The following is a 23,856-nucleotide window of genomic DNA, read 5'->3' as shown; positions in this document are numbered from 1 at the left end:
CTCCTAAATCGAAATGCCCTTCATATTTACTTCCAGAATAGGCATCTTCACACCTAACTCCTGACCGGTCTGATAAACACTTTGACAACAGTAGAAGATGTCCTGTTTATCATTGTGCAAGGTCATAATTTTTCGTGTCAGCTCATTTTTCGCAAACATGACTTTCATGGCTTTTCCTGCAATCCAAGCGGGAATTTTGTATGGCAAGAGTTCTGCCTTATAAAGCTTCAAATTTACGCCACGCGCTTCTACGACTTTCAAAGCCTCTCGAATGGCCTTGATGGCCAATGATAATTCCGAAGAACTATTCATCAAATTCAGAGCCAGCTGTTCTGGATTTTCCAAATTTCCTGAACGAGCAGCTGTCGAAGTAACACCCGCATTAATCGCCATGTGAATCCAAATCCACTCGACCATATCATGAGGAACTTCCCACTTCAAATCTGCAGAAGTCAATAAATCTGTCAGATTAGCATAGTTAGGAATGTCTGCTTTTTGCTCACCTTCTAACATTAAATGGTCGAACAAGACACCATCCAAATGGTCCTCCTGCATATGACCGCCCGCTGTCGGAAAAGCCAGAATATAGTCGTAATCTCCTGCCCACTCTTGGACCTCTTTTCGAGTATTCCAGAAATTGCAGAAGAAAACGAGGGTGCCTTTGATATTATTTTTTCGCAAGGTTTCCACAGCTTCTTTGACAAAACCATGACGCACACTCAGAAAAATAAAATCATATTCCGAATCAGCTTTCGCCACATGAACATCATAGGTGTCGTGTTTGTTTTCACCTTTGGAATGATAGCGACCATCTAGCAAATCAACTGAGAGAGATTTTGGAGCATTGTTCCGCTTACTATCTCTAAGGACATGTTCTACTTTATGACCTACTTTTTGAAAAGCGTAGGCGTAAGTGGTCCCGATAACTCCGAGTCCTAGGATTGCTATTCTCACCTAAAAATCAATTCCTTTCCCGAACTCAACCACACTATCTGGTTCATCACTAAACAAAGTCACATGCCCCATTTTGCGGTTGTGCTTCGCTTCTAGTTTACCATACATGTGGAGGTGGGCGCTTGGATTTTCTGTGACATAACGCTCAGCTGCTTCGACGTGTTGACCGAGGACGTTGAGCATGACAGCAGGTGCATGGAGGTGAATTGCTGGAAGTGGTGCTCCCAGAACACCGAGAATATGGGTATCAAACTGCGAGAAGTCACAGGCTTCGATGGAGTAGTGGCCAGAATTGTGTGGACGTGGCGCAATTTCATTGACGATGATGTCGTCAGCGGTCGCAAACATTTCCACGCAAAGAGTTCCAGAAAGGTTCAGTTGTTCAGCGATTCGCACTGCCATGGCTTTGGCTTTTTCAGCTAAACTTCCTGAAATGCGAGCAGGCACAATGGTTTTTGAAAGAATGTTGTTGCGGTGGATATTTTCCTGAACAGGGAAGACTGTCACGTCCTTGCCGTTACCAGACACGATGACAGAAATTTCAAGATCAAAGTTGACGAACTCTTCCAAGACACACTCAGCTGAGTTAGCAAGGGCATTTGCCTCTTCCAAATCGTCAGATGACGTGATGACTTTTTGACCGTGGCCATCGTAACCACCTGTCGCTGTCTTGAGGACGTATTTTTTAGAAAGGTCAATATCTTCCAAATCAAGGCTAGATGTCACGACCTTGTAAGGAACAACTCTCACTTTAGCCTTGTTTGAGAGAAAGTCCTTCTCAAAGATACGGTTTTGCGAAATGCGAAGCAGGTCTGTTCCTTGTGGGAGCTGACCGTCTTTGATAACAGCGTCAAGGCCGTCAGCATCAACATTTTCAAATTCATAAGTGAGAACATCACAGCGGTCCGCCAACTGACGAAGGGCATCTACGTCATCATAGGGTGCAACGATAACCTCAGACACACGAGAAGATGGACAATCTGCTGCAGGATCAAGGGTGATAACCTTGTGACCCATGTAGATAGCTGAGATAGCCATCATCTGACCGAGCTGGCCACCACCGATGATACCAATGGTTTTAGTTGAGCTCATTTGTAGACTCCTCTGCGATTTTTCCTTGTTCTTCAGCAAAGTTAGCAAGCGCATCTGCAATGGCCTTGTCTTCTACTGAGAGGAGACGGAGGGCAAAGAGGGCAGCGTTAGTCGCACCAGCTTCACCGATAGCCATGGTTGCGACAGGAACCCCACCAGGCATCTGAACGATAGAATAGAGCGAATCTACACCGCTAAGAGCACGTGATTTGACTGGCACACCGATGACTGGAAGGGTTGTTTTAGCAGCAACCATCCCTGGCAAGTGAGCAGCGCCACCAGCACCAGCGATGATGACCTTGATGCCACGGCTACGTGCTTCTTCGGCATGTTTGAACATGAGGTCCGGTGTACGGTGGGCGGAAACAACTTTCTTTTCGTAAGCGACGCCGAAGTTGTCGAGGACTTCAGCAGCTTTTTGCATGGTTGCCCAGTCGGATTTTGAGCCCATGATAATGGAAATTACTGGTTTAGTCATAATTTTTCCTTTTCTTTTTTGATAATGGTCTTCTCACCACGACGACCATTATCTTAGTTTGGCTCGCTTTTGCTTGCCTTTTACGACCTACGGTCGCTGATTATTTGTTTGCTTTGCTACCGATATCGTTTCGGTAGAAGAGGCCTTCTGTGTTTTGTTTGTTGAGTTCGTTATAGATGATGTTTTGGCCGTCTTTGACGGTATCTGCTGTTGTGACCAACATGTAAACACGTCCTCCGTTTGAGAGGAGGTCTTGGCCATTTTCAGCAAATTTAGCTCCAGCATAGTATGTGATGATATCTCCCTCTGTCTTTGCTGGAAGCTTGACACCCTTCTCATAAGCGAGTGGGTAGCCGTTTGAGGCTACAACCACGCCAAGTGTCACACCCTTGTCCGTCCAAGTAATAGCTGGCTCTTGGCCATCCAAAATATCGGTGATATTTTGTGCAAAGTCAGATGTCAAACGAGGCAAGATGATTTGCGTTTCAGGATCGCCAAAACGTGAGTTGAACTCGATGACTTTAGGGCCGTCAACTGTCAAAATAAGACCAGCGTAAAGGATACCAGTGTAAGGACGACCTTCTTTAATCATACCTTCAAGGACTGGCTTGACAATAGTGTCAACCGCTGTGTCAACCACGCTCTGTGGCAAGTGAGGAACCGGCGCATAGGCACCCATCCCACCAGTGTTAGGGCCCTTGTCCCCATCATAAGCACGTTTGTGGTCCTGAGCCGTTGGCATAATGTAGAATTTATCTCCATTGACAAAGGCAAAGAGAGAAAACTCTTCCCCGTCAAGAAATTCCTCGATGACCACTCGCGCACCTGAATCACCGAATTTATTGTCCAAAAGCATCTCGTGAGCAGCTTCGACGGCTTGCTCAATCGTTTCAGCAACGACGACACCTTTACCTAGGGCCAAGCCGTCTGCCTTGACGACGATTGGAGCGCCTTTTTCCTCGATGTAAGTCTTGGCTTCCTCGAAATCTGAAAATGTGCCATAGGCTGCTGTCGGAACGTCGTATTTGACCATGATTTCCTTAGCGAAATCCTTAGACCACTCCAGCTCAGCCGCAGCCTTGGTCGGACCAAAAGCCTTAAGACCAGCTGAATTGAAATCATCCACAATTCCAGCCGCAAGCGCATCATCTGGACCGATAAAGGTCCAAGCAATATCGTTCGCCTTTGCGAAGTCAATCAGCTTAGAATGTTCGGAAATTCCGATATTGATCAAATCAAGACCGTCCAATGTCATCCCGTCATTACCAGGAGCTACGAAAACTTGCTCAACGTCTTTAGACTCCAATAATTTCTTGGCAATCGCATGTTCACGACCACCAGAACCAACAACCAAAAGTTTCATTTGAAAGATACCTCAATATCAAATAAGACTAGGGGCAAATGCCCGTTAACGACAATCATTCGGAAAAATTAGCAATTTTCACGAATTATACATAACCATTATAACATATTTGTTCGGAGATATGGGTATGTATCCAAATTTGGGCATAAAAAAGGCGGCCACTTGGACCACCTCTTGGGAGATTATGAAAATGAAAAAAGTTATTTAGGATTAATGATAGTATAGTCTAAACAGCTTAAGGGAGGCTTAAACGCAAAAATATCTTCATTTTCCTGAAAAACTGCGAATAGGTAGGTGGAGGTTAAAATGAAGAAAAAATTACTAAATTGTCTCTTACCGCTAGCTTGTCTAGCGACTGTTTCGGTTTCGTGTGGTAGCTCTGCTCAGGCGGCTGTCCTCGGAGATGACTATCCTTCCTCTTGGAAATACGGTGGCTTCGGTGTCGATCCATGGACCATGTACTGGCGTCAGTGCACATCCTTTGCGGCCTATCGCCTCAGTAACACCAACGGTTTCACTCTGCCTGTAGGTTATGGAAATGCCATCACTTGGGGCAGTATCGCACGTGCCAATGGTCACCGTGTTGACATGAATCCTGCTGTTGGAAGTATCGCTTGGTTTTCAGCCGGTGTCAATGGAGCTGGTCATATGGGGCATGTCGCTTGGGTTGCGGAAGTTCATGGTGATCAGGTGACCATTGAAGAGTACAACTACGATGCGGGACAAGGGCCTGAGAAATACCATAAACGCAGTTTCCATAAGAGTCAAGTGTCTGGCTATATCCATTTTAAAGACCTCGAACCAGGAGCTCAAAATGGAAATCCTACTAACTCTCCTATCAAGGTTGGCGATACCATCCGCTTCACAGGAACCTTCCGTGTCACGTCTGTGTCAGGAAATACCATCACCAGTCAAGATTTAGCTGGAGGTACACCAACTAAACACAATATCGTTGATCCTGGACCGGTTCTTGAAGTTGATGGACAAGGCAATCCAACTTCAGACCAGTACCTCAATCCTGGCGAGACCTTTACTATTCCAGGTAACTTCAAAGTACTTGCCATTGACCCACCAAGCGATGGTGTCCTCGTCCAAATCGGCAATCGCAAGACTTGGGTAACTCAGTCTGTCCTTGAAAAGGTTTAAATCTATTGAACAATCGTGAGAACGGTTGTTTTTTTTCATGCACTGAAATAAAAAAGCCCAGCAGATGCTGAGCTCTTAGGAGATTTATGAAAAAGAAAAGTTTTTTAGGATGGTATGAGTATAACTTGGAGAGCTTAAATGAAACTTAAGGCATCAAAAAAACATCCAATTTCTTGGATGCTTTGAAAATTCTTAATGACGGAAGTGACGAACGCCTGTAAAGATCATTGTCAAACCATGTTTATCAGCCGCTTCGATTGACTCTTGGTCACGTACTGAGCCACCTGGTTGGATGATAGCCTTGATACCTGCTTTAGCGATTTCTTCCACGTTATCTGCAAATGGGAAGAAGGCATCTGAAGCAAGAACAGCGCCGTCAAGACGGTCTTTAGCTTGGTCAATGGCGATACGGACAGAAGCCACACGGTTAGTTTGACCAGGACCAACACCAAGTGTCATGTGGTCGTTAGTCACGATAATACCGTTTGATTTGACGTACTTGATGGCTTTCCAAGCAAACTCAAGAGCTGTTGCTTCTGTTTCAGTTGGTTGGCGTTTAGTAACCACTTGCCAGTCAGCTGGACTTTCTTTAACAACGTCTTGGTTTTGAACGAGAAGTCCACCGACAACACCAGTGTATTCTGCTTCCACTTCGCTAGCATCTTGAGCGTCAAATGGCAACTCAAGGATACGCAAGTTTTTCTTCTTGGTTGTCAAGATTTCAAGCGCTTCGTCTGTGTAGCTTGGTGCAATGATGATTTCAAGGAAAACACCATGCATTTTCTTAGCTGTCGCAGCATCAACTTCACGGTTGAGGACTACAATACCACCGAAGATTGACACTGGGTCAGCTTCATAAGCGTAGTCCCAAGCTGTTTCAATGTCATCAGCTTGACCGATACCACATGGGTTCATGTGTTTGAGAGCTACAACTGTTGGACGGTCTTTGAAATCACGGATGATACGGATAGCGGCATCAGCGTCACGGATATTGTTAAATGACAATTCTTTACCGTTAAGCTGTTTAGCTGAGGCAATTGAGTAAGCCGTTGGCAAACCTTTTTGGTAGAAGTCTGCGTCTTGTTGAGGGTTTTCACCGTAACGCATAGGTTGCTTGAGGTCATAAGTCAAAGTGAGTTTTTCAGGTTTTGTTTCACCCACTTGAGCTGTGAAGTATTCTGCAATCAAAGCGTCGTATGAAGCTGTGTGACGGTATACTTTCGCTGCCAAACGTTGGCGAGTTTCGTAGCTTGTTTCGCCGTTTGCTGACAATTCATCAAGAACAACAGCATAGTCAGCAGGGTCTACAACAACTGTCACGCTAGCATGGTTTTTAGCTGCTGAACGAAGCATTGATGGACCACCGATATCGATGTTTTCAACTGCGTCAGCGTAAGTCACGTCTGGTTTGAGAATGGTTTCCTTGAATGGATAAAGGTTTACCACAACAAGGTCAATCAATTCGATATTATTGTCCTTAGCCGCTTGAAGGTGGCTATCGAGGTCACGACGAGCGAGGAGACCACCGTGGATATTTGGGTGAAGGGTCTTAACACGTCCGTCCATCATTTCTGGGAAACCAGTCACATCGTCGATGGCGATAGTGTCTACCCCAGCATTGTCAAGGGCAACTTTGGTACCACCTGTTGAGATGATATCCCAACCTAATTTTTTGAGTTCTTGGGCAAATTCAACGATGCCCGCTTTGTCTGAGACTGAAATAAGTGCTCGTTTAGTCATTTTCTCTCTTTTCCTTTTTTAAAAAAGTTCTTTATCTGCTACAGTCGAAAATTATCTTTCACCTCTAGCGCTTTCTTATTTTCTCGCTACACCCAAACTATCCAAGACTTCTGGATAGAGCTTGTACTCTGTTTCGTGGATGCGAGTTTCGAAAGTATCAAGGGTATCACCTTCAAGGCGTGGCACACGGACTTGTTTGATGACCTTACCTGTGTCCACACCAGAATCCACCCAGTGAATGGTCACACCAGACTGGGCCACGCCCGCATTCCAAGCATCTTCAATACCATGAGCCCCTGGAAATTCAGGGAGATAAGCCGGGTGAATATTGATAATACGTCCTTCATAAGCTGCTAGCAAGGTTGGGCCGACGATTTTCATATAACCGGCCAAACAAACCAAATCAATCTGGTGATCATCCAAGAGTTTGACGATAGCCTCTTCATAAGCCGATTTATTGTCAAATTCCTTGAGTTCAAAGGCATGGCTAGCCACACCAAGGTTTTTGGCACGTTCTAAGACATAGGCATCACGGTGATCTGAAAAGACAAATTCTACTGGAAATTGTTCTGCAATCACCTGGAAGTTTGAGCCGTTGCCAGAGGCAAAAACAGCAATCCTTTTAGCCATTATTTAATCACCACACTTGCGCCATCTTTCTTCACAATACGACCGATTTCATAAACAGGTTCGTCAAGAAGTTCTTTGACACGTTCCACATTTTCTGGTTTAACCGCAAGCATGAGACCAATACCCATGTTGAAGATTTCAAACATTTCTTCGTGTTTGATTTCACCATATTTTTCAAGGGCTTTGAAAATTGGAAGAACTGGCACTTTGCTTTCGTCAATTTCAGCAGCCAAGTCATCTGAGAACATACGTGGCACATTTTCGATGAAACCACCACCTGTGATGTGGGCAATACCGTTAACCAATTCTTCTTTGATGAGTGGCAAAGCTGCTTTAACGTAGATACGAGTTGGTTCAAGAAGAACGTCTTTAAGTTTTTTGCCTTCAAGTTCTGGGAGAACTTCTTCACCTGTGTAATCAGCAAAGACACGACGCACGAGTGAGTAACCATTTGAGTGGATACCGCTTGAGGCAAGTCCAAGAAGCACATCACCTTCAGCCACTTTTGAACCGTCAATGATTTGAGATTTTTCTGCGATACCTACCGCGAAACCTGCCAAATCATAGTCGTCTTCTCCATACATACCAGGCATTTCAGCAGTTTCACCACCAATGAGGGCAGCACCAGCTTGCACACAACCTTCAGCCACACCAGCAACGACCTGTTCCAATTTAGCTGGTTCATTTTTACCAGTTGCTACGTAGTCAAGGAAGTAAAGGGGCTCAGCACCTGCAGCGATGATATCGTTAACACACATAGCCACACAGTCTTGACCGATAGTATCGTGTTTATCGTACTTGATAGCAAGCATGAGTTTAGTCCCGACACCATCTGTACCTGAAATCAAAACGGGCTCTTTGACACCTGTTTTTGAAAGGTCAAACATACCACCGAAGCCACCGAGAGCTCCCATGACACCTGCACGCTCTGTACGGGCAACGTGTTTTTTGATACGTTCAACAACTTCATAACCTGCTTCAACATCCACACCCGATTGGGCATACGCATTTTTATTTGTCATTTGTTTATTCCTTTTCTTTTTTCGAGAAAGATTGCGACGTATTTTTAGATAAACCACCTTTTTATCTAAAAATACTAGTCAGGTTCCTAGCTTTGGCCTCATAGGGAAAAGCGTCTACTGACAAATGCTTTAGCTTTTAGTCAGTAGTGAGACGTGGCGCGTAAGCATTTTTAGACATAATTTTTTCCTCTTTTTTCTTCTGCACTGCTCTTAATAGAAAGAAGTGTGTTCTTTCAAACTTTCCAAATAGCGTTCTTCGTAGTCATACAATGGTGTTGGATATTCACCATCAAAGTAAGCCACACAAAGGCCACCGTTCGGTGCATCTGTGTCAATTCCAATAGAATCAATCAAGCCATCAATAGACAAGTAAGTCAAGCTATCCGCGCCAATGATTTCGCGTGTTTCCTCAACTGTATGATTGGCCGCAATCAATTCCTTACGTGTTTGAATATCGATACCGTAGAAACATGGATAGGCAAGGGCTGGACTACCGATTGCTACGTGAACCTCTGTTGCTCCTGCTTCTTTTAGCAAATTAACGATACGACGTGAGGTCGTCCCACGTACAATAGAATCGTCAATCATAACCACACGTTTGCCTTTAACAACACCTGATACGGCAGAGAGCTTCATACGAACCCCTTGCTCACGTAATTCTTGTGTTGGTTGGATAAAGGTACGTTGAGTGTATTGGTTTTTAATCAAGCCCATTTCATTTGGCAAGCCTGATTCTTCTGCAAATCCCATGGCTGCGCTAAGTGATGAATTAGGCACACCAACTACAATATCTGCTTCATGTTTGAATTCACGTGCCAATTGAGCACCCATACGTTTACGAGCTGTATGGACATTGACCCCTTGGATATTTGAATCAGGACGAGCAAAGTAAATATACTCCATTGAGCAAACAGCCAATTGGGTGTCCGTTGTATAGTTATCGTAAGTAATGCCATTATCATCGATGATAACAACCTCACCTGGATTCACATCGCGAATCCACTCTGCTCCAACCACTTCAAAGGCACAGGTTTCAGATGAAACCACAATAGCTCCATTGGCCATCTTACCAATAGAAAGGGGACGGAAACCATTTGGATCCAAGGCTGCAATGAGCTTGTCCTCAAGCATGAGGAGGTAAGCAAATCCACCTTTAACAGTGTTCAAGGCTTCTTTCACCTTACCCATGAAGGATGGGTTATGGCTACGACGAATCAAGTGGGCCAAAATTTCTGAGTCAGAAGTCGAGTTAAAGATTGCACCATTTTTTTCCAACTCACGTCTAAGTGACTCTGCATTAGTCAAGTTCCCGTTGTGGGCAAGTCCAAACTGATTGTCATAAAACTTAAACAAGAAAGGTTGAATATTGTCTACAGAAGCTTCACCAGCAGTCGCATAACGAACATGACCGATAGCAGCCGTTCCAGTTAGCTTGTCCAAGTTGGCTGGATCACGAAAAACTTCTGAGAGAAGCCCCATATCACGATGACGCTTCAATTGACCCGCATCATTTGAGAGAATTCCTGCTCCCTCTTGACCACGGTGTTGGAGACTGTGAAGTCCGAAATAAGTTAATTTTGCAGCATCTGGGTGACCCCAGATACCAAAAACACCACATTCTTCATTAAGAGATTTAACTTCGTATGTCATTTTTTATACCTTTTATTTTTGATATTTTCCTTATGCAAGGCGAACGAAAAACTGTTTCTACCCTCTCATTTCACTAATTGGAACTCAAGTTTTCAAGCTCTTTATAACCACTGCATATAGAAAAATATCATTGCTGAGTGCACTTGGCACTCTATTATTTTCCAGTAAAGTATTTAACCGCTGACGCAAAGAGGTGTTGGTCTTTATTTCCTGGAATATTTTGGAAGAGACCGTCTTCGAAACGTTCTGAGTGACCCATCTTACCAATAATTTGACCATTCTTGCTTGTGATACCTTCGATAGCATTCACAGATCCGTTAGGATTGTATTTTGAATCCATGCTTGGTTTACCTTCGAAGTCAACATATTGGGTAAAGATTTGACCATTGTCACGAAGCTCTGCAAATTCTTCAGCTGTCACGACAAATTTACCTTCACCATGTGATACTGGGATGGCATGGATGTCACCAACTTCTACTCCAGCAAGCCATGGTGAGTTCGTGTTGGCAATACGTGTTTCAACCATCTTAGCCACGTGTTGATTGGCATCATTGTAGAAGAGTGTTGGACTAGTACTGCTTGCATCTTCAAAGTTACCATATGGAAGAAGACCTGATTTGACAAGAGCTTGGAATCCGTTACAGATACCGATAATCAAACCACCACGTTCGATGAAGTGATCAATGGCTGCACGTACTTTTTCATTGAGCAAGATGTTAACGATAAATTTAGCTGATCCATCTGGTTCATCGGCTGCTGAGAAGCCACCTGCAAAGAAGATAATGTTGGCTTTTTCGATATTGTCAACCATGGTGTCAACAGACTTGACAATAGCTTCTTCGTTAAGTGTTACAAATGGTACTAAGTTGACTTTTGCACCTTCTTTTTCAAAGGCCTTAGCTGAATCGTACTCAGAGTTAGTACCTGGGAACACTGGGATGTAAACCACTGGTGTCTCAACTGTTTCTTTAGCTTTGATAACAGCATCTGATGCCACAGCAGGTACTTCTTCCAACTCAGTTGCTTGTGCAAATTCCGTTGGGTAAACCTCTTCCAATTTACCTTGGAAGGCACTGTCAAGTTTGTGTCCATCAAGCGTTACACCATTGACAGTAAGTGTAAAGTCAGCTGCTGTTTGTCCAATCTTGGCAACCCCTGCAATATCTTCCGGAGATGTGAAGACGAATCCACCCAATTGAGCTGTCAAGGCAGTCTCAAGATTTTCAAGGGTTACAGTGGCACCAATATGGTTACCAAATGTTGCAAGGGCAAGAGCTTCAAGGACACCACCATATTTGACAGCTGATGCAGATGTGACTTTATAATCAGCTTGGATGCCTTCAAACTTAGCAAAGTTAGACTTGATAAGATCAAAGTCAATTTCTTGTGCCAAAGTTTGACCTGGGATGTAATAGATATTTTCACCAGCAGCTTTAAATTCTGGAGAAAGGACCTTACGGCTATCTGCAGTTGTGACACCAAAAGCAACCAAGGTTGGTGGTACTGTCAATTCTTCAAAGGTACCAGACATAGAGTCTTTACCACCGATAGATGGCAACCCAAGTTGAATCTGAGCTTCAATTGATCCAAGAAGAGCTGATACTGGTTGACCAAAACGCTCTGCTTGTTTATCCATACGCTCGAAGTATTCTTGATAAGAGAAACGAGCCTTAGACCAGTTTGCACCAGCAGCAACCAAACGAGCGGTTGCTTCGATGACCGCATAAGCAGCACCATGATATGGAGACCATTCTGCTACATAAGGGTTGAACCCTTGCGCCATAACAGAAGCAGTTGTTGTCACACCATGTTGGACTGGCAATTTCTGTACAGAAGCTTCAGTTGGTGTAATTTGGTAGCGACCACCAAGTGGGTGATTGACTGTTGAACGACCAACTGAGCTATCAAAGATAGTTTGCAACCCTTTTTGACTGGCATGGTTAAGGTCAGTCAAGACTTCAATAGTATCAGCTTCAAGGGTTTCGGCAGATGTTTGGCGTTCTTCTGGAAGCTTGACATCCTTGTCAACTACCTTAGCATCCACAACTACACGTACACCGTTTGTATCAAGGAAACGACGTTCCAAATCAACGATGGTTTCGCCATTCCAGTGCATAACAAGATTTGGTTTTTCAGTCACTGTCGCAACGACAACAGCATCAATATTTTCTTTATTACATTCAGCAACGAAGGCATCTACATCTTCCGGACGAACCACCACGGCCATACGTTCTTGAGATTCAGAGATGGCAATTTCTGTACCGTTCAAGCCTTGATATTTCAATGGCACTTTGTCTAGATCAATTTCAAGACCATCTGCCAATTCACCGATAGCCACACAGACACCACCAGCACCAAAGTCATTTGATTTCTTGATAAGACGTGTCACTTCCCCATTACGGAAAAGACGTTGAATCTTACGTTCTTCGATGGCATTCCCTTTTTGAACCTCAGCACCAGCTGTTTCAACAGATTCAACCGTTTGAACTTTAGAAGAACCTGTCGCACCACCGACACCATCACGTCCAGTCTTACCTCCGAGCAAGATAATCACATCACCTGCTTCAGGTTTTTCACGGACAACATTTTCTTTAGGAGCCGCACCAACCACGGCACCTAGCTCCATACGCTTAGCAACGAAACCTGGGTGGAAGTATTCACGAACATAGGTTGTTGCAAGACCAATTTGGTTACCGTATGAAGAATAACCGTGAGCTGCTGTTTTAGAAATCACTTGTTGTGGTAATTTACCAGCACGAGTTTCAGCAATTGGTGTTGTAATATCACCAGCACCTGAGATACGCATGGCTTGGTAAACGTATGAACGACCTGACAATGGGTCACGAATGGCTCCACCAATACAAGTAGCTGCACCACCAAATGGTTCAATCTCCGTTGGGTGGTTGTGGGTTTCGTTCTTGAACATGAGAAGCCATGGCTCTTTGACACCATTGACATCCACTTCAATTTCAACAGAGCAGGCATTGATTTCATCAGACACTTCCATGTCGTCCAAACGACCATTGGCACGCTCATAACGACCAAAAATAGTCGCCATATCCATCAAGGTTTGAGGTTTTTCGGTACGTCCCAACTCATCACGCATGGCAATATACTTGTCATAAGTCGCTTGCAATTGTTTTTCAAATTTAGAAGCAGAGAAGTCGATGTTTTTCAACTCAGTCTCGAAAGTTGTGTGACGACAGTGGTCAGACCAGTAAGTATCCAACACCTTAAGCTCAGTCTCAGTTGGCACACGACCAATAGACTTGAAGTAATCTTGAATGAATAGAAGGTCATCCACTTCCATTGCCAATCCTTGCTCTGCCTTATACTTAGCAAAATCTTCTGCCGTATAAGTTTCAAAGAAATCCAAACTTGGAATGGTCTTGTCAGACTCAGAGAAATCCTGTTTAGCAATGCCAACAGTGATGTCTTTGAAACGAGAATCCACTGGGTTCAAGAGGTAGTTTTTGACAGCTTCCAACTCATTCGCATCAATATCCTTGTTAACCAAGTAAAGTTGCGCTGTGTTCACCGTTACATCATTTGAACTACCAAGCAAAAGCAAAGCTTCCTGTGAAGATGCCGCACGTTGGTCAAATTGACCAGGCAAACTTTCGATAGCAAAGAAAGCACACTTCTCAAGATCAGCCTTAACCGCAGCTTCATCCAAAACAGTATCGGTCACTTGCTCAGAGAAGATGTGTTTTTCCGCACGTGCAAACAAGTCCTCTGCCAAATTAAAGACATCGTAAACTTGAACAATACGAAGATCATTCAAAGTTTTCAACTGAAGATTATGCTTTAATTCTTTTACTAAAGAGTGAGATTTCACACGAAAATCAGCTTTTTTCTCAACGAAAATACGTTTATCCATTTTATTTCCTTTATCTATTTCTACTTAAAGATTGTAGTGAAGACCAAGTATTCTATTTGTAAAAGGCTACTTCAATCCTTGCAATTTTTCCAATACAACTTCATAAACATCTGTCAAGCTACCAAGATCACGGCGGAAGACATCCTTGTCCATATGGTGCCCCTCAGCATCCCAAAGGCGGCAGTTATCTGGTGAAAATTCATCTGCCAAGATAATTTTGCTATCCTTATCAAAACCGAATTCCAATTTGAAGTCAATCAAACGAAGACCAATTTGTGCAAACCAATCTTTCAGCAATTCATTGATACGACGCGTTTCTTCCTTGATATAAGCAATTTGTTCATCATTGGCAATATCCAAGAACTTCACATGCTCATCATTGATGAATGGATCATCCAAATCATCGTTCTTATAGTAAAATTCAACGATAGGAGTTTTCAAGTCCAAACCTTCTTCCACGCCAAAACGTTTAGAAAAAGAACCCGCAGTCACGTTACGAAGAACAACCTCCAAAGGAATGATTTTCACTTTCTTGTTGAGTTGTTCTGTGTCAGAAATACGTTCGATAAAGTGAGTAGCTACACCCGCAGCATTCAATTTTTCAAAAATAAGAGACGAAATCTGATTATTTAGCACACCCTTTCCCTTAATAGTCTCCTTACGAGCACCATTAAGCATAGTTGCTTGGTCCTTATAGACCGACTTAATCACATTTTCGTCTTCTGTACTATAAATATCTTTAGCTTTACCAGTATAAATTAGTTGGTTTGACATGGTATTGTTCGCCTTTCAAGTTTATTCTTCCTAATTATACCACACCAGAATCCAAAAACCAATATATAGCAAACTTTATTACTTTAGTAAAAAAACAACGTTCGTCTTTTGATTCTTTTTTAGAGTTCCCTAATAAAAAATGTATAGAAAAAAGGAGTGTGACAGAACTAAATCCATATAACATTTAGTTTCTTGCCTCACTCCCACAAAATAACAATCATATAATACACAACTATTATACTCTTATCTAACTCTAGCTTTCTTATTCTTTATTCAATTCCTCAGACAAATAGTCCAACAAATCAGCTACCTTAACCATATGGTCAATAGTATCATCGGAAATCTCAAGAGCAAACTCATCCTCCAAATTAATAATGAATTCCATAAGCTCTATTGAATCTACACCCAAGTCATCTAATTTGGTGTCTTCGGTTAAAACAATATCCTCTTTACCCATCTGCTCTTGAATCACGAGCTGCATTTTCTGAAGAATTTCTACTCTACTCATCAGTTAGCCTCCTCTTTCGGACTAAAGGCTTCAACTAGCTGCTCAACAACCTTAGTATCAAGCATCGTACGAACCTGCTTAATAGTGTAGTAAACTGCCTTAGCATCACTAGATCCATGACATTTTACTACGGGAGCTTTAAGACCAAAGAGAACCGCACCTCCGGCGCTAGAGTAATCCATAGTCTCTTTCATACCTTTTAGACTATCCTTCAATAGGAAGGCACCTAACTTAGCTTTAAGACCACCATTCATGATAGCTAACTTAAGAGTCTTCATGGCACCAAGTCCCGTTCCTTCAATTGCCTTAAGAACTGCATTTCCTGTGAAACCATCAGCGACTACTACATCAGCAGCTCCTGACATAATTTCACGCGCCTCAACATTACCAACAAAGTTAATACTTGGCTCCTTAGATAGGAGTTCAAAAGCCTCCTTACGAAGACTATCCCCCTTTGTTTCCTCAGTCCCATTATTAAGGAGACCTACACGAGGGTTGGCAATGCCACGCACATTTTTAGCATAGAAAGAGCCTAAAATAGCATATTGATGCAAATGACTAGCTGTATTTTCCGCATTTGCACCTAAATCAAGCATATCAAAGGGTTGACCAGTAAAACTTGGCATTGTTGACATAAGACCTGGACGCTCAACTCCCTTAATACGTCCGACCACGAAGAGACCTGCGGCAAGAAGAGCACCTGTATTTCCCGCAGAAATCACGGCACCTGCTTTTTTCTCCTTAACGGCTTGTGCACCTAAGACCATTGAAGCTTTTTTCTTCTTGCGAATAGCTTTAGCTGGCTCATCATCCGAATTTATCTTTTCATCAGTATGCACAATGCTCACACGTTCATTCGCTGTCAAATAAGTCTTGATTTTAGCTTCATCACCATAAAGCTGGATTTCAATATCTTTGAAATCTGCTATAGCTTGGTTGACTCCCTCTACAATTGCTTGTGGCGCATTATCGCCACCCATAGCATCTACTGCAATTACATGCATAGCATTCTCCCTCTCGTCCTCTGCCATAAAAAACAAACTCAGATTTCTTTCAATAAAATATTAGGTAACTAAAATAGACTAGTTCACTGTTTCTAGCAGAGTCTTTCAGCTTATTATCTTATTATTATAGCACGAACTGACCTGCATTTTAACCCCTGAGACTGAAAACCATTACTTTCCTGTTTCACGTGAAACAAAAAGAAGATAATGTCTAGTCAGCACTATCTTCTTTATTCATAATATGGCCCCAAGAATTTAGATTATCAATAAACTTCTTACTTTTAAGATGTATTCCAACATAATTATCATAGAGGTCATCGATAAAATATCGTAGCTTTCGTTTCATGTCATCCTTAACAGATATGCTTCTCAATTCTTCAAAGGAAAGCCCCTGAAAACGATCTAAAAGATAAGGCACATTAGGGTCCAAGTGACTACGCCTTTCATCCTCTGCATAGTGATTTGGACAAAGTAGCCCCGAGAACTTAAACGAGAAATCAAAAGGAAGGCCTACACGATGACAAAAGACACACTCGTGAAAATTCAAGCGTACGCCGAAACGGTCTAAAACCTGAATCTCAAAGATATTAGTCAATATTTCATGATCCAAGCCTTCTTCCATTAATTCAAGCGTCTTCTCCAAGAATACAAATAATTGCGCATCTGTCACACCATCAGCAATAGTAGCATCTGTCAATGCAGCCAAATAAGTCGCATAAGACAGCTTGAAAATATCGCTTGTAATTTCCTTGAAGGACTCTACCTGGCTATAATCTTCTATGAAAGATAGACCTTCATCATTTACAGTCATCATGAATTCAGCGATGGTCAAAGGTTGAATGACAGCACTTAATTTACCTGCCCCACCACCTCTAACAAAAAACATCCGTTTACCAGCTTGCTCGGTAAAAATTTTAACTAGTTTATCATTCTCACGATAATTACGATTGAAGAGGACAAGCCCTCTACTCTCAAGCTTCTGCATGTTCTTCCATAAACTCTTTCAAACGAGTCATAGCTGTTTCAATAGTATCCATGCTAGCCGCATACGACAAGCGAACAAAGCCTTCGCCATACTTCCCGAAAGCGACCCCTGGGATAATCGCAATAGCTTTTTCACGAGCAAAGTCTTGGCAGAACTTAAAGGAGTCTTGAGTATACCCTTCAGGAATCTTAGCAAAGATGTAGAAAGCACCATCAGGTTTAATAATTCTGAAACCAAGTTCAGTCATTTTTTCAAGAATATAATCACGACGCTTCAAGTACTCAACTTTCATTGGCTGTGCATCATCCTTACCAGCAGATAAGGCTTCAATAGCTGCAAATTGTGCCATAGTAGCTGCAGCTGTTACCAAATATTGGTGACTCTTAATCAACTGAGCCGTCAAGACTGCAGGTGCGAAAATCAAACCAATACGCCACCCTGTCATCGCATGAGATTTAGACAAACCATTAATCAAAATCGTTTGTTCCGGCAAATACTCAGCAATAGATACATGGTGATCCACATAAGTTAGCTCAGAGTAAACTTCATCACTAACAACAAAAATATCGTATTTTTTCAGAACTTCAGCCAGATCTTTAATCTGTTGACGTGAGTAGGTCACACCAGTTGGGTTGGTTGGGTAGTTAAGCAAAACGGCTTTGAGCTTATCTCCCTGCTCCAAAATTGCCTTTTCTAACATCTCCGGAGTCAAAACAAAATCATTAGCTGTTGTATCAATTTCGACAATTTCAGCACCAACTAGATTTGCAATCGGCTCATATCCTGGATAGGCTGGTGCAGGTAAAAGAATCGTATCACCTGGCTCCAAAATCGCTGTCAAAGTTGCAGAAAGGGCTTCTGTAGCTCCAATAGTCACCAATATTTCATTTTCTGGGTTATAAGTAAGATTGTATTTTTCCTTAACAAACTCCGCAGCTGCCTGACGTAAGGCAGGAAGCCCTGCCATACCTGTATAGTGCGACTGGTTAGCATCGATAGCAGCTTTAGCAGCCTCTTTTACATGATCTGGAGTTGTAAAATCAGGTTCACCAAGTGTCAACTTTTTGATCCCTGGTACATCTGAAATTGATTGGTCAAACTGACGAATCATTGAAACTTCAATCTTATCTAAATTTTTATTAAAACGTTGCGTTAAATCCATCACGGTCACCTCTTTGCAATTATGCCTTACATTATATCAAAAACTCAAACTCATTTAAACACCAAAAAAGCTAGCCTAGGCTAGCTTTAGTCTATTTATGGCCCATTTCAAACAAAGGTGACAATGGACGTTTTTCATGAATACGAATAATTGCCTCTGAAATCAAATCAGCAATTGAAATTTGTTCAATTTTATCAATCAAACGTTCTTCTGGAAGATAAATCGTGTCCAATACGACAAGCTTCTCAATAGCAGATTTTTGAATATTATCAAGTGCTGGACCTGACAATACAGGGTGAGTACATGAAGCATAAACATGAGTTGCACCAGCTTCAGCAAGCGCATCCGCCGCATGACAGATTGTACCCGCAGTATCAATCATATCATCAATCAAGATACATGTTTTACCTTCAACGTTACCAATAATATTCATAACCTCAGAAGTGTTCATTTTATCAACACTACGACGCTTATCAATGATTGCAATTGGTGTTTTCAAACATTGAGCAAGTTTTCGTGCACGAGTCACACCACCATGGTCTGGAGAAACAACAACAACATCATCTCCAGTAAGACCAGCACGATCAAAGTAATCTGCGATAAGTGGTGCACCCATCAAATGGTCTACAGGAATATCAAAGAATCCTTGAATTTGAGAAGCATGGAGGTCAACTGTCAAAAGTCGATCAACACCTGCAACCTCAAGCATATTAGCAACCAACTTAGATGTGATTGGTTCACGTGAACGTGCCTTACGGTCTTGACGTGCATAACCATAATAAGGCATAACAACACTGATTGTTTCTGCACTTGCACGTTTTAGTGCATCAACCATAATCAAGATTTCCATCAAGTTATCATTTACAGGGGAGCTTGTAGATTGAAGAATAAAAACGTGATGACCACGGATAGATTCTTCAATATTAACTTGAATCTCACCATCTGAAAATTCACGAACACTTGATTTTCCGAGTTCAATACCCATTTTATCAGCAACTTTTGCTGCTAATTCCTGGTTAGACGATAAAGCAAACAACTTCAAATTCGTATAAGACATGATTTCCTCCAAAATATCTACTAAACCATTCTACCTTTTTTTAGATTGATTTTCAATGCAAAATAAATGGTGTCACAGTAACTTAACAAGACTAAAAAGATTTAACCTTAACCTCGACATTTTCCCGTCTAAAAGCAGTTCCAGAAAGTAAAGACATTTTGCCATAAAATAAAAACGATTCGAGAAAATTCGAATCGCCTTTTTGTATTCATTATGGGTAAATATAGTATACAGAACCACCATGAGCTGATGATGTTGGATCAAATGTACCACGGTAGTTACCGATTGACATGTTACCAGCATAGTTTGATTCCATAACTTGAATTGAATTTGCACCTGATGCTGATGTGACGTAAGCTACGTGACCATAACCACCACCATCATTTGGCCAAACCGCAATTGCACCGGCTACAGGAGTTGTACCAACTGAGTGACCAGCTGCTTGTGCGCTAGCAATCCAGTTTTTAGCATTACCCCAGTAATTACCAACCCATGAAGCTAATGATTTAGCACCCCAAGTACATTGACCAACAGGATATGTATTAGGAGTTGATGCAGCTGATACTTTAGGAGTTTCAGCTGCAGGGGCTGGAGCTTCTGAAGCTGCTGGCGCTTGACTTGCAGGTGCTTCTGAAGTTGCCGCAGGTGCTTCGCTAGCAGGAGCAGGAGCTTCTGAAGCTGCTGGAGCAGCTGGAGCAGCTGATTCTGGTTGTACTTCAGATGTTACTGGAGCAGCAGGCTCTTGTTGTGCCTCTGACGTAGCTGATTCTGGTTGTGCTTCAGATGTTGCTGGAGCAGCAGGCTCTTGTGTTGCTTCTGAAGTTGCAACAGTTGGCTCTTGAGTAGTTTCTGAAGTTTCTGATGAAACCGGTTCTTGTGCTACTTCTGAGGCTGTCGCTGTTTCTGAAACAGTAGCTTCAGAAGGTTGAGCTACAGCTTCTGAAGTTGCTGCCGCCTCTGATTGAGCTACAAATGCTGCCGCTTCTGAAGATGCTACTGCTTGTGCTGCTGCCTCTGATTCTGCAATTGCTTGAGACTGAGCAACTGATGCTGCAGTTGAAGCTGCCACAGCTTCTGCAGTTGATTTAGCAGAAACAAGTGATGTTTTTTCATCTTGTGCTGTAGCCAATTCTGCAGCCAAAGTAACTTGTGCTGCTTCTAGTTCAGCTTGTTGAGTTGTCAAACCAGCTTCTGTTGTTTCAAGCTCAGCTTTATTAGTTGCAATTTCATTAATAGCAGCTTGGTTTTGTTCTTGCTTTGCAGCAAGCTCTTTTTGATCAGACTCTTGTTTTGTCAACATGTCATTATTAGCTGTAACAACTTTTGAAATAGCTGTGATACGAGTAATAGCTTCAGAGATTGACTTAGAGTTCAAGATAGAGTTGATATAGCTAGTCGCAGTATTATTTTGTTGAGCACTACGAGCTTGTTTCGCCAAAGAATCTTGACGAGCTACAATTTTACTTGATAATTCTTGAATTTCAGATTCCAAATCTGCTGACACTTTTTCAAGTTCAGCATTTTTAGTTTCCAACTCTGATTTTTGTGTTCTAAGTGTAGATACTTGAGATTGGATTGTAGCAACTTGCGCTTGTGCAGTCTCTTGTTGAGAAGCAAGGTTACTAATTGCGTTATCTGCAGCAGCGATTTGCGAATCATAATCCTCTGCATGTACTGATGCAGCTGCTGATAAGGTTACACCACTTACCAACACTGCTGAAAGAATACGTTTTTTCATAATATAAAATACTACTCCTTTTCGATAAGACCTTTTTATTGTATCAAAAAATGGCGCAAACTTTGTTACGCCAATATTACAGTTCTATTTAAATCTATCAACTGACATATACAAAAATAATTTTTCAAGAATAGGTTTAATAAAGATAAAGATCAAAAGATTAAACACTATACTAGGACTTAGTTGATAAATAATAAAATCAGTCACAGACTCATTGGAGAAACCATAGAATAAGGCAAAGCCAAAATTTATGGTATCAAAGAGAAATAAGAATAAAAACATTAACAAAAAATCAACATAGGTATTTCTCTTAACAATTCGTCCTAGCTGAGTTAACAGATAGCATAACAGTGGCAGAGTTAGAATCACTATACCAACTGTTTTGAAATAATAGGTATCATAAAGAAATCCAAAACAAATAAGGTAAAGAAATGCATACTTATTTGGAAAATCAAGAGTTAAGATGAAAATATAAATAATAAAAAGATGAGATGATAGAAAAAATTCAGGGGATAAATAATGATTAAGTATCATAGAAATATGACCATCCCATAGAAAAGGGACAATACTCAGTAAGAAAGGAATAATAGAATACTTGGATAATTTCATATTATTTACCATCTCCAACTAAAGTAACATAAGAAATTTTATCAAAATCAGCATAAGGTTTTACCAAAATCGTACGATTTCCTTCATAATCAATAACAGAGTCTACAGTACCAATTGGAACATCCTTTACTGATACATCATCAAGACCACTTGTGACTACTTCAGTGCCAACCTTAACGTTAGAAGATGAATTGAGTTGTGTCATCTCTAATAGCTTCTTTTTATTATCATAACGTGATATAATCCCGAAAATCTGATTATCGTCCTCTGATTTAACACTAGATGCAAGGTAGCTATCACTAGAACTACTAGAAAGTAAAGAAATAGTTGTTGTATCATCATAAACTTTAGTTACAAAGCCAATAACTCCACCATTAGAAGTTGCTAGCATAGATTTACTAACATTCTTAGACTTACCCACATTAATAGTTAACTCTTTTAACCAAGTCACAGAAGGTCTCATAGAAACTTCAGCAGTGAGAACATTATCACGACTTAGCTTGTCCGAAAGATTAAGCGATGCTCTTAAAGAATCATTCTCTTCTTGCAAGTTAGAAATAATAGCCGATTGATTTTCTAAATTTGATAAAGATTTTTTTAAATCACGATTCTCAGAATAAGTTGATAAAAGATCAGAAAGAACATTGTGAGATTTTGATAGTGCAGTAAATGGAACTGAAACCACAGAGTCTACTTTTGTAACTAAACCAGATACATTAAAAGAGATATCCTTCGTTAATTTTTTATTAGTAAAGACAAAAGAAAAAAGCATTACAAAAAATAGAATAATAATAAACCCATAAAGAAGAAATCGATAAAAACTATTTTTCATTTTGTCACCTCAAAAAAAGAAAACGAATTATCTAAAAGATAATTCGTCATAATACTACGGAGAATGGGGGATTCGAACCCCCGCGCCAGTTACCCGACCTAACGATTTAGCAAACCGTCCTCTTCAGCCTCTTGAGTAATTCTCCAATATGGGCACGAGTGGAATCGAACCACCGACCTCACGCTTATCAGGCGTGCGCTCTAACCATCTGAGCTACGCGCCCAAGCAAATGCTTGGCTATAATATCCAAATAAAGCGGGTGACGAGAATCGAACTCGCGACAACAGCTTGGAAGGCTGTAGTTTTACCACTAAACTACACCCGCTTAATAAAATGGCGCGAGACGGAATCGAACCGCCGACACATGGAGCTTCAATCCATTGCTCTACCAACTGAGCTACCGAGCCATATTGCGGGAGCAGGATTTGAACCTACGACCTTCGGGTTATGAGCCCGACGAGCTACCTAGCTGCTCCATCCCGCGTTAATTATAAGGAGGATGTGGGATTCGAACCCACGCACGCTTTTACACGCCTGACGGTTTTCAAGACCGTTCCCTTCAGCCGGACTTGGGTAATCCTCCAAATATTATAATTAATATATGGACCTTGTAGGACTCGAACCTACGACCGCTCGGTTATGAGCCGAGTGCTCTAACCAGTTGAGCTAAAGGTCCAAGAAATCCATATATATAGCGGCGAAGGGGATCGAACCCCCGACCTCCCGGGTATGAACCGGACGCTCTAGCCAGCTGAGCTACACCGCCATAAATCGGGAAGACAGGATTCGAACCTGCGACCCCTTGGTCCCAAACCAAGTGCTCTACCAAGCTGAGCTACTTCCCGATAAAATGCACCCTAGAGGAGTCGAACCTCTAACCGCCTGATTCGTAGTCAGGTACTCTATCCAGTTGAGCTAAGGGTGCTCATTATTATATTATGCCGAGGACCGGGATCGAACCGGTACGAAAGTTTCCTTTCGCAGGATTTTAAGTCCTGTGCGTCTGCCAGTTCCGCCACCCCGGCTCCTCAAGCGAACGACGGGATTCGAACCCGCGACCCCCACCTTGGCAAGGTGATGTTCTACCACTGAACTACGTTCGCATTTTATGCCGGCTACATGACTTGAACACGCGACCCTCTGATTACAAATCAGATGCTCTACCAACTGAGCTAAGCCGGCTAACTTTTCTAATGCGGGTGAAGGGACTTGAACCCCCACGCCGTTAAGCG

General features: G+C 42.0%; 19 protein-coding genes and 13 tRNA genes. 1 reads left to right on the top strand and 31 read right to left on the bottom strand.

Translation table 11 applies throughout. The features are described from left to right. Window positions 1-3: 3 nt before the first annotated feature. The 4 genes from PCY16_RS10770 to purD all read right to left on the bottom strand — a co-directional run bounded on the left by PCY16_RS10770 (window position 4) and on the right by purD (window position 3,887). Window positions 4-954, bottom strand: a complete 951-nt coding sequence (locus tag PCY16_RS10770) for a ketopantoate reductase family protein (protein WP_195414029.1) — start codon at window positions 952-954, stop codon at window positions 4-6. After that, a complete protein-coding gene (gene purK / locus PCY16_RS10765; protein ID WP_195414030.1) occupies window positions 955-2,046 on the bottom strand; it encodes a 5-(carboxyamino)imidazole ribonucleotide synthase in 1,092 nt (363 codons plus the stop codon). Beyond that, a complete protein-coding gene (gene purE, locus PCY16_RS10760; RefSeq protein ID WP_006150912.1) occupies window positions 2,033-2,524 on the bottom strand; it encodes a 5-(carboxyamino)imidazole ribonucleotide mutase in 492 nt (163 codons plus the stop codon). Before purE ends, purK begins: the two co-directional genes overlap by 14 nt. Window positions 2,525-2,624: 100 nt before the next feature. After that, a complete protein-coding gene (gene purD, locus PCY16_RS10755; protein ID WP_195414031.1) occupies window positions 2,625-3,887 on the bottom strand; it encodes a phosphoribosylamine--glycine ligase in 1,263 nt (420 codons plus the stop codon). A gap of 306 nt (window positions 3,888-4,193) precedes the next feature. Here purD and PCY16_RS10750 point away from each other — a divergent pair, with 306 nt between their 5' ends. Continuing rightward, window positions 4,194-5,033 carry a CHAP domain-containing protein gene (locus PCY16_RS10750; protein ID WP_195414032.1) on the top strand — a complete coding sequence of 280 codons (840 nt, stop codon included), beginning with the start codon at window positions 4,194-4,196 and terminating at the stop codon, window positions 5,031-5,033. A 192-nt stretch (window positions 5,034-5,225) separates the two neighbouring features. On the opposite strand, the gene purH is transcribed toward PCY16_RS10750, so the two are convergent. From purH to PCY16_RS10615, 27 genes are all read right to left on the bottom strand, one after another. Beyond that, window positions 5,226-6,773 carry a bifunctional phosphoribosylaminoimidazolecarboxamide formyltransferase/IMP cyclohydrolase gene (gene purH, locus PCY16_RS10745; RefSeq protein WP_002889572.1) on the bottom strand — a complete coding sequence of 516 codons (1,548 nt, stop codon included), beginning with the start codon at window positions 6,771-6,773 and terminating at the stop codon, window positions 5,226-5,228. Between the two features lie 75 nt (window positions 6,774-6,848). Beyond that, window positions 6,849-7,403 (bottom strand): phosphoribosylglycinamide formyltransferase, encoded by a 555-nt coding sequence (gene purN / locus PCY16_RS10740; protein ID WP_195414033.1) that lies wholly within the window; start codon window positions 7,401-7,403, stop codon window positions 6,849-6,851. Next, window positions 7,403-8,425 carry a phosphoribosylformylglycinamidine cyclo-ligase gene (gene purM / locus PCY16_RS10735; RefSeq protein WP_013989890.1) on the bottom strand — a complete coding sequence of 341 codons (1,023 nt, stop codon included), beginning with the start codon at window positions 8,423-8,425 and terminating at the stop codon, window positions 7,403-7,405. The genes purN and purM overlap by 1 nt, the downstream gene beginning before the upstream one ends. A gap of 210 nt (window positions 8,426-8,635) precedes the next feature. Next, on the bottom strand, window positions 8,636-10,075 hold the full coding sequence (gene purF / locus PCY16_RS10730) for an amidophosphoribosyltransferase (protein ID WP_073951187.1): 1,440 nt from the start codon (window positions 10,073-10,075) through the stop codon (window positions 8,636-8,638). A 154-nt stretch (window positions 10,076-10,229) separates the two neighbouring features. Then, window positions 10,230-13,955 carry a phosphoribosylformylglycinamidine synthase gene (locus tag PCY16_RS10725; RefSeq protein WP_195414034.1) on the bottom strand — a complete coding sequence of 1,242 codons (3,726 nt, stop codon included), beginning with the start codon at window positions 13,953-13,955 and terminating at the stop codon, window positions 10,230-10,232. 66 nt (window positions 13,956-14,021) lie between these two features. Then, complete coding sequence (gene purC / locus PCY16_RS10720; RefSeq protein ID WP_195414035.1) at window positions 14,022-14,729, bottom strand: phosphoribosylaminoimidazolesuccinocarboxamide synthase; 708 nt, start codon at window positions 14,727-14,729, stop codon at window positions 14,022-14,024. A gap of 262 nt (window positions 14,730-14,991) precedes the next feature. After that, entirely contained in the window at window positions 14,992-15,237 is a 246-nt protein-coding gene (locus PCY16_RS10715; protein ID WP_002889565.1) for a phosphopantetheine-binding protein, read from the bottom strand. Then, on the bottom strand, window positions 15,237-16,241 hold the full coding sequence (gene plsX / locus PCY16_RS10710; RefSeq protein ID WP_195414036.1) for a phosphate acyltransferase PlsX: 1,005 nt from the start codon (window positions 16,239-16,241) through the stop codon (window positions 15,237-15,239). Before plsX ends, PCY16_RS10715 begins: the two co-directional genes overlap by 1 nt. 211 nt (window positions 16,242-16,452) lie before the next feature. Then, window positions 16,453-17,226, bottom strand: coding sequence for a DNA repair protein RecO (gene recO, locus PCY16_RS10705; protein WP_195414037.1), 774 nt, complete (start codon window positions 17,224-17,226; stop codon window positions 16,453-16,455). After that, window positions 17,213-18,388 carry a pyridoxal phosphate-dependent aminotransferase gene (locus PCY16_RS10700; protein WP_073685338.1) on the bottom strand — a complete coding sequence of 392 codons (1,176 nt, stop codon included), beginning with the start codon at window positions 18,386-18,388 and terminating at the stop codon, window positions 17,213-17,215. The genes recO and PCY16_RS10700 overlap by 14 nt, the downstream gene beginning before the upstream one ends. 91 nt (window positions 18,389-18,479) lie before the next feature. Continuing rightward, entirely contained in the window at window positions 18,480-19,445 is a 966-nt protein-coding gene (locus PCY16_RS10695; protein WP_002886286.1) for a ribose-phosphate diphosphokinase, read from the bottom strand. Between the two features lie 211 nt (window positions 19,446-19,656). After that, the gene (locus PCY16_RS10690; RefSeq protein ID WP_195414038.1) at window positions 19,657-21,183 is read right to left on the bottom strand and encodes a CHAP domain-containing protein; all 1,527 of its coding nucleotides are present in this window, start codon (window positions 21,181-21,183) and stop codon (window positions 19,657-19,659) included. 84 nt (window positions 21,184-21,267) lie between these two features. Then, window positions 21,268-21,792, bottom strand: coding sequence for a rod shape-determining protein MreD (gene mreD / locus PCY16_RS10685; protein WP_195414039.1), 525 nt, complete (start codon window positions 21,790-21,792; stop codon window positions 21,268-21,270). 1 nt (window position 21,793) lies between these two features. After that, window positions 21,794-22,624, bottom strand: a complete 831-nt coding sequence (gene mreC / locus PCY16_RS10680; protein WP_049545166.1) for a rod shape-determining protein MreC — start codon at window positions 22,622-22,624, stop codon at window positions 21,794-21,796. 57 nt (window positions 22,625-22,681) lie between these two features. After that, a tRNA-Ser gene (locus PCY16_RS10675) sits at window positions 22,682-22,769 on the bottom strand. Window positions 22,770-22,773: 4 nt separating this feature from the next. Further along, a tRNA-Ile gene (locus PCY16_RS10670) sits at window positions 22,774-22,847 on the bottom strand. A gap of 31 nt (window positions 22,848-22,878) precedes the next feature. Next, window positions 22,879-22,949: transfer RNA gene (locus tag PCY16_RS10665), tRNA-Gly, on the bottom strand. 9 nt (window positions 22,950-22,958) lie between these two features. Then, window positions 22,959-23,031, bottom strand: a tRNA-Phe gene (locus PCY16_RS10660). 3 nt (window positions 23,032-23,034) lie between these two features. Continuing rightward, a tRNA-Met gene (locus PCY16_RS10655) sits at window positions 23,035-23,108 on the bottom strand. A gap of 9 nt (window positions 23,109-23,117) precedes the next feature. Beyond that, window positions 23,118-23,207, bottom strand: a tRNA-Ser gene (locus PCY16_RS10650). A gap of 19 nt (window positions 23,208-23,226) precedes the next feature. Further along, a tRNA-Ile gene (locus PCY16_RS10645) sits at window positions 23,227-23,300 on the bottom strand. A gap of 16 nt (window positions 23,301-23,316) precedes the next feature. Next, window positions 23,317-23,390 (bottom strand) — tRNA-Met (locus PCY16_RS10640). A 5-nt stretch (window positions 23,391-23,395) separates the two neighbouring features. Continuing rightward, window positions 23,396-23,469, bottom strand: a tRNA-Pro gene (locus PCY16_RS10635). A 6-nt stretch (window positions 23,470-23,475) separates the two neighbouring features. Then, window positions 23,476-23,549, bottom strand: a tRNA-Arg gene (locus tag PCY16_RS10630). A 14-nt stretch (window positions 23,550-23,563) separates the two neighbouring features. Then, a tRNA-Leu gene (locus PCY16_RS10625) sits at window positions 23,564-23,649 on the bottom strand. Between the two features lie 6 nt (window positions 23,650-23,655). Next, window positions 23,656-23,727 (bottom strand) — tRNA-Gly (locus PCY16_RS10620). A gap of 6 nt (window positions 23,728-23,733) precedes the next feature. After that, a tRNA-Thr gene (locus tag PCY16_RS10615) sits at window positions 23,734-23,806 on the bottom strand. Window positions 23,807-23,856: the final 50 nt, after the last annotated feature.

It is taken from the genome of Streptococcus sp. SS4, from assembly GCF_030440125.1.
Classification (GTDB): Bacteria; Bacillota; Bacilli; order Lactobacillales; family Streptococcaceae; genus Streptococcus.
The sequence above is the reverse complement of the archived record's forward strand: the minus strand, read 5'-3'. Positions and strand labels throughout refer to the sequence as shown.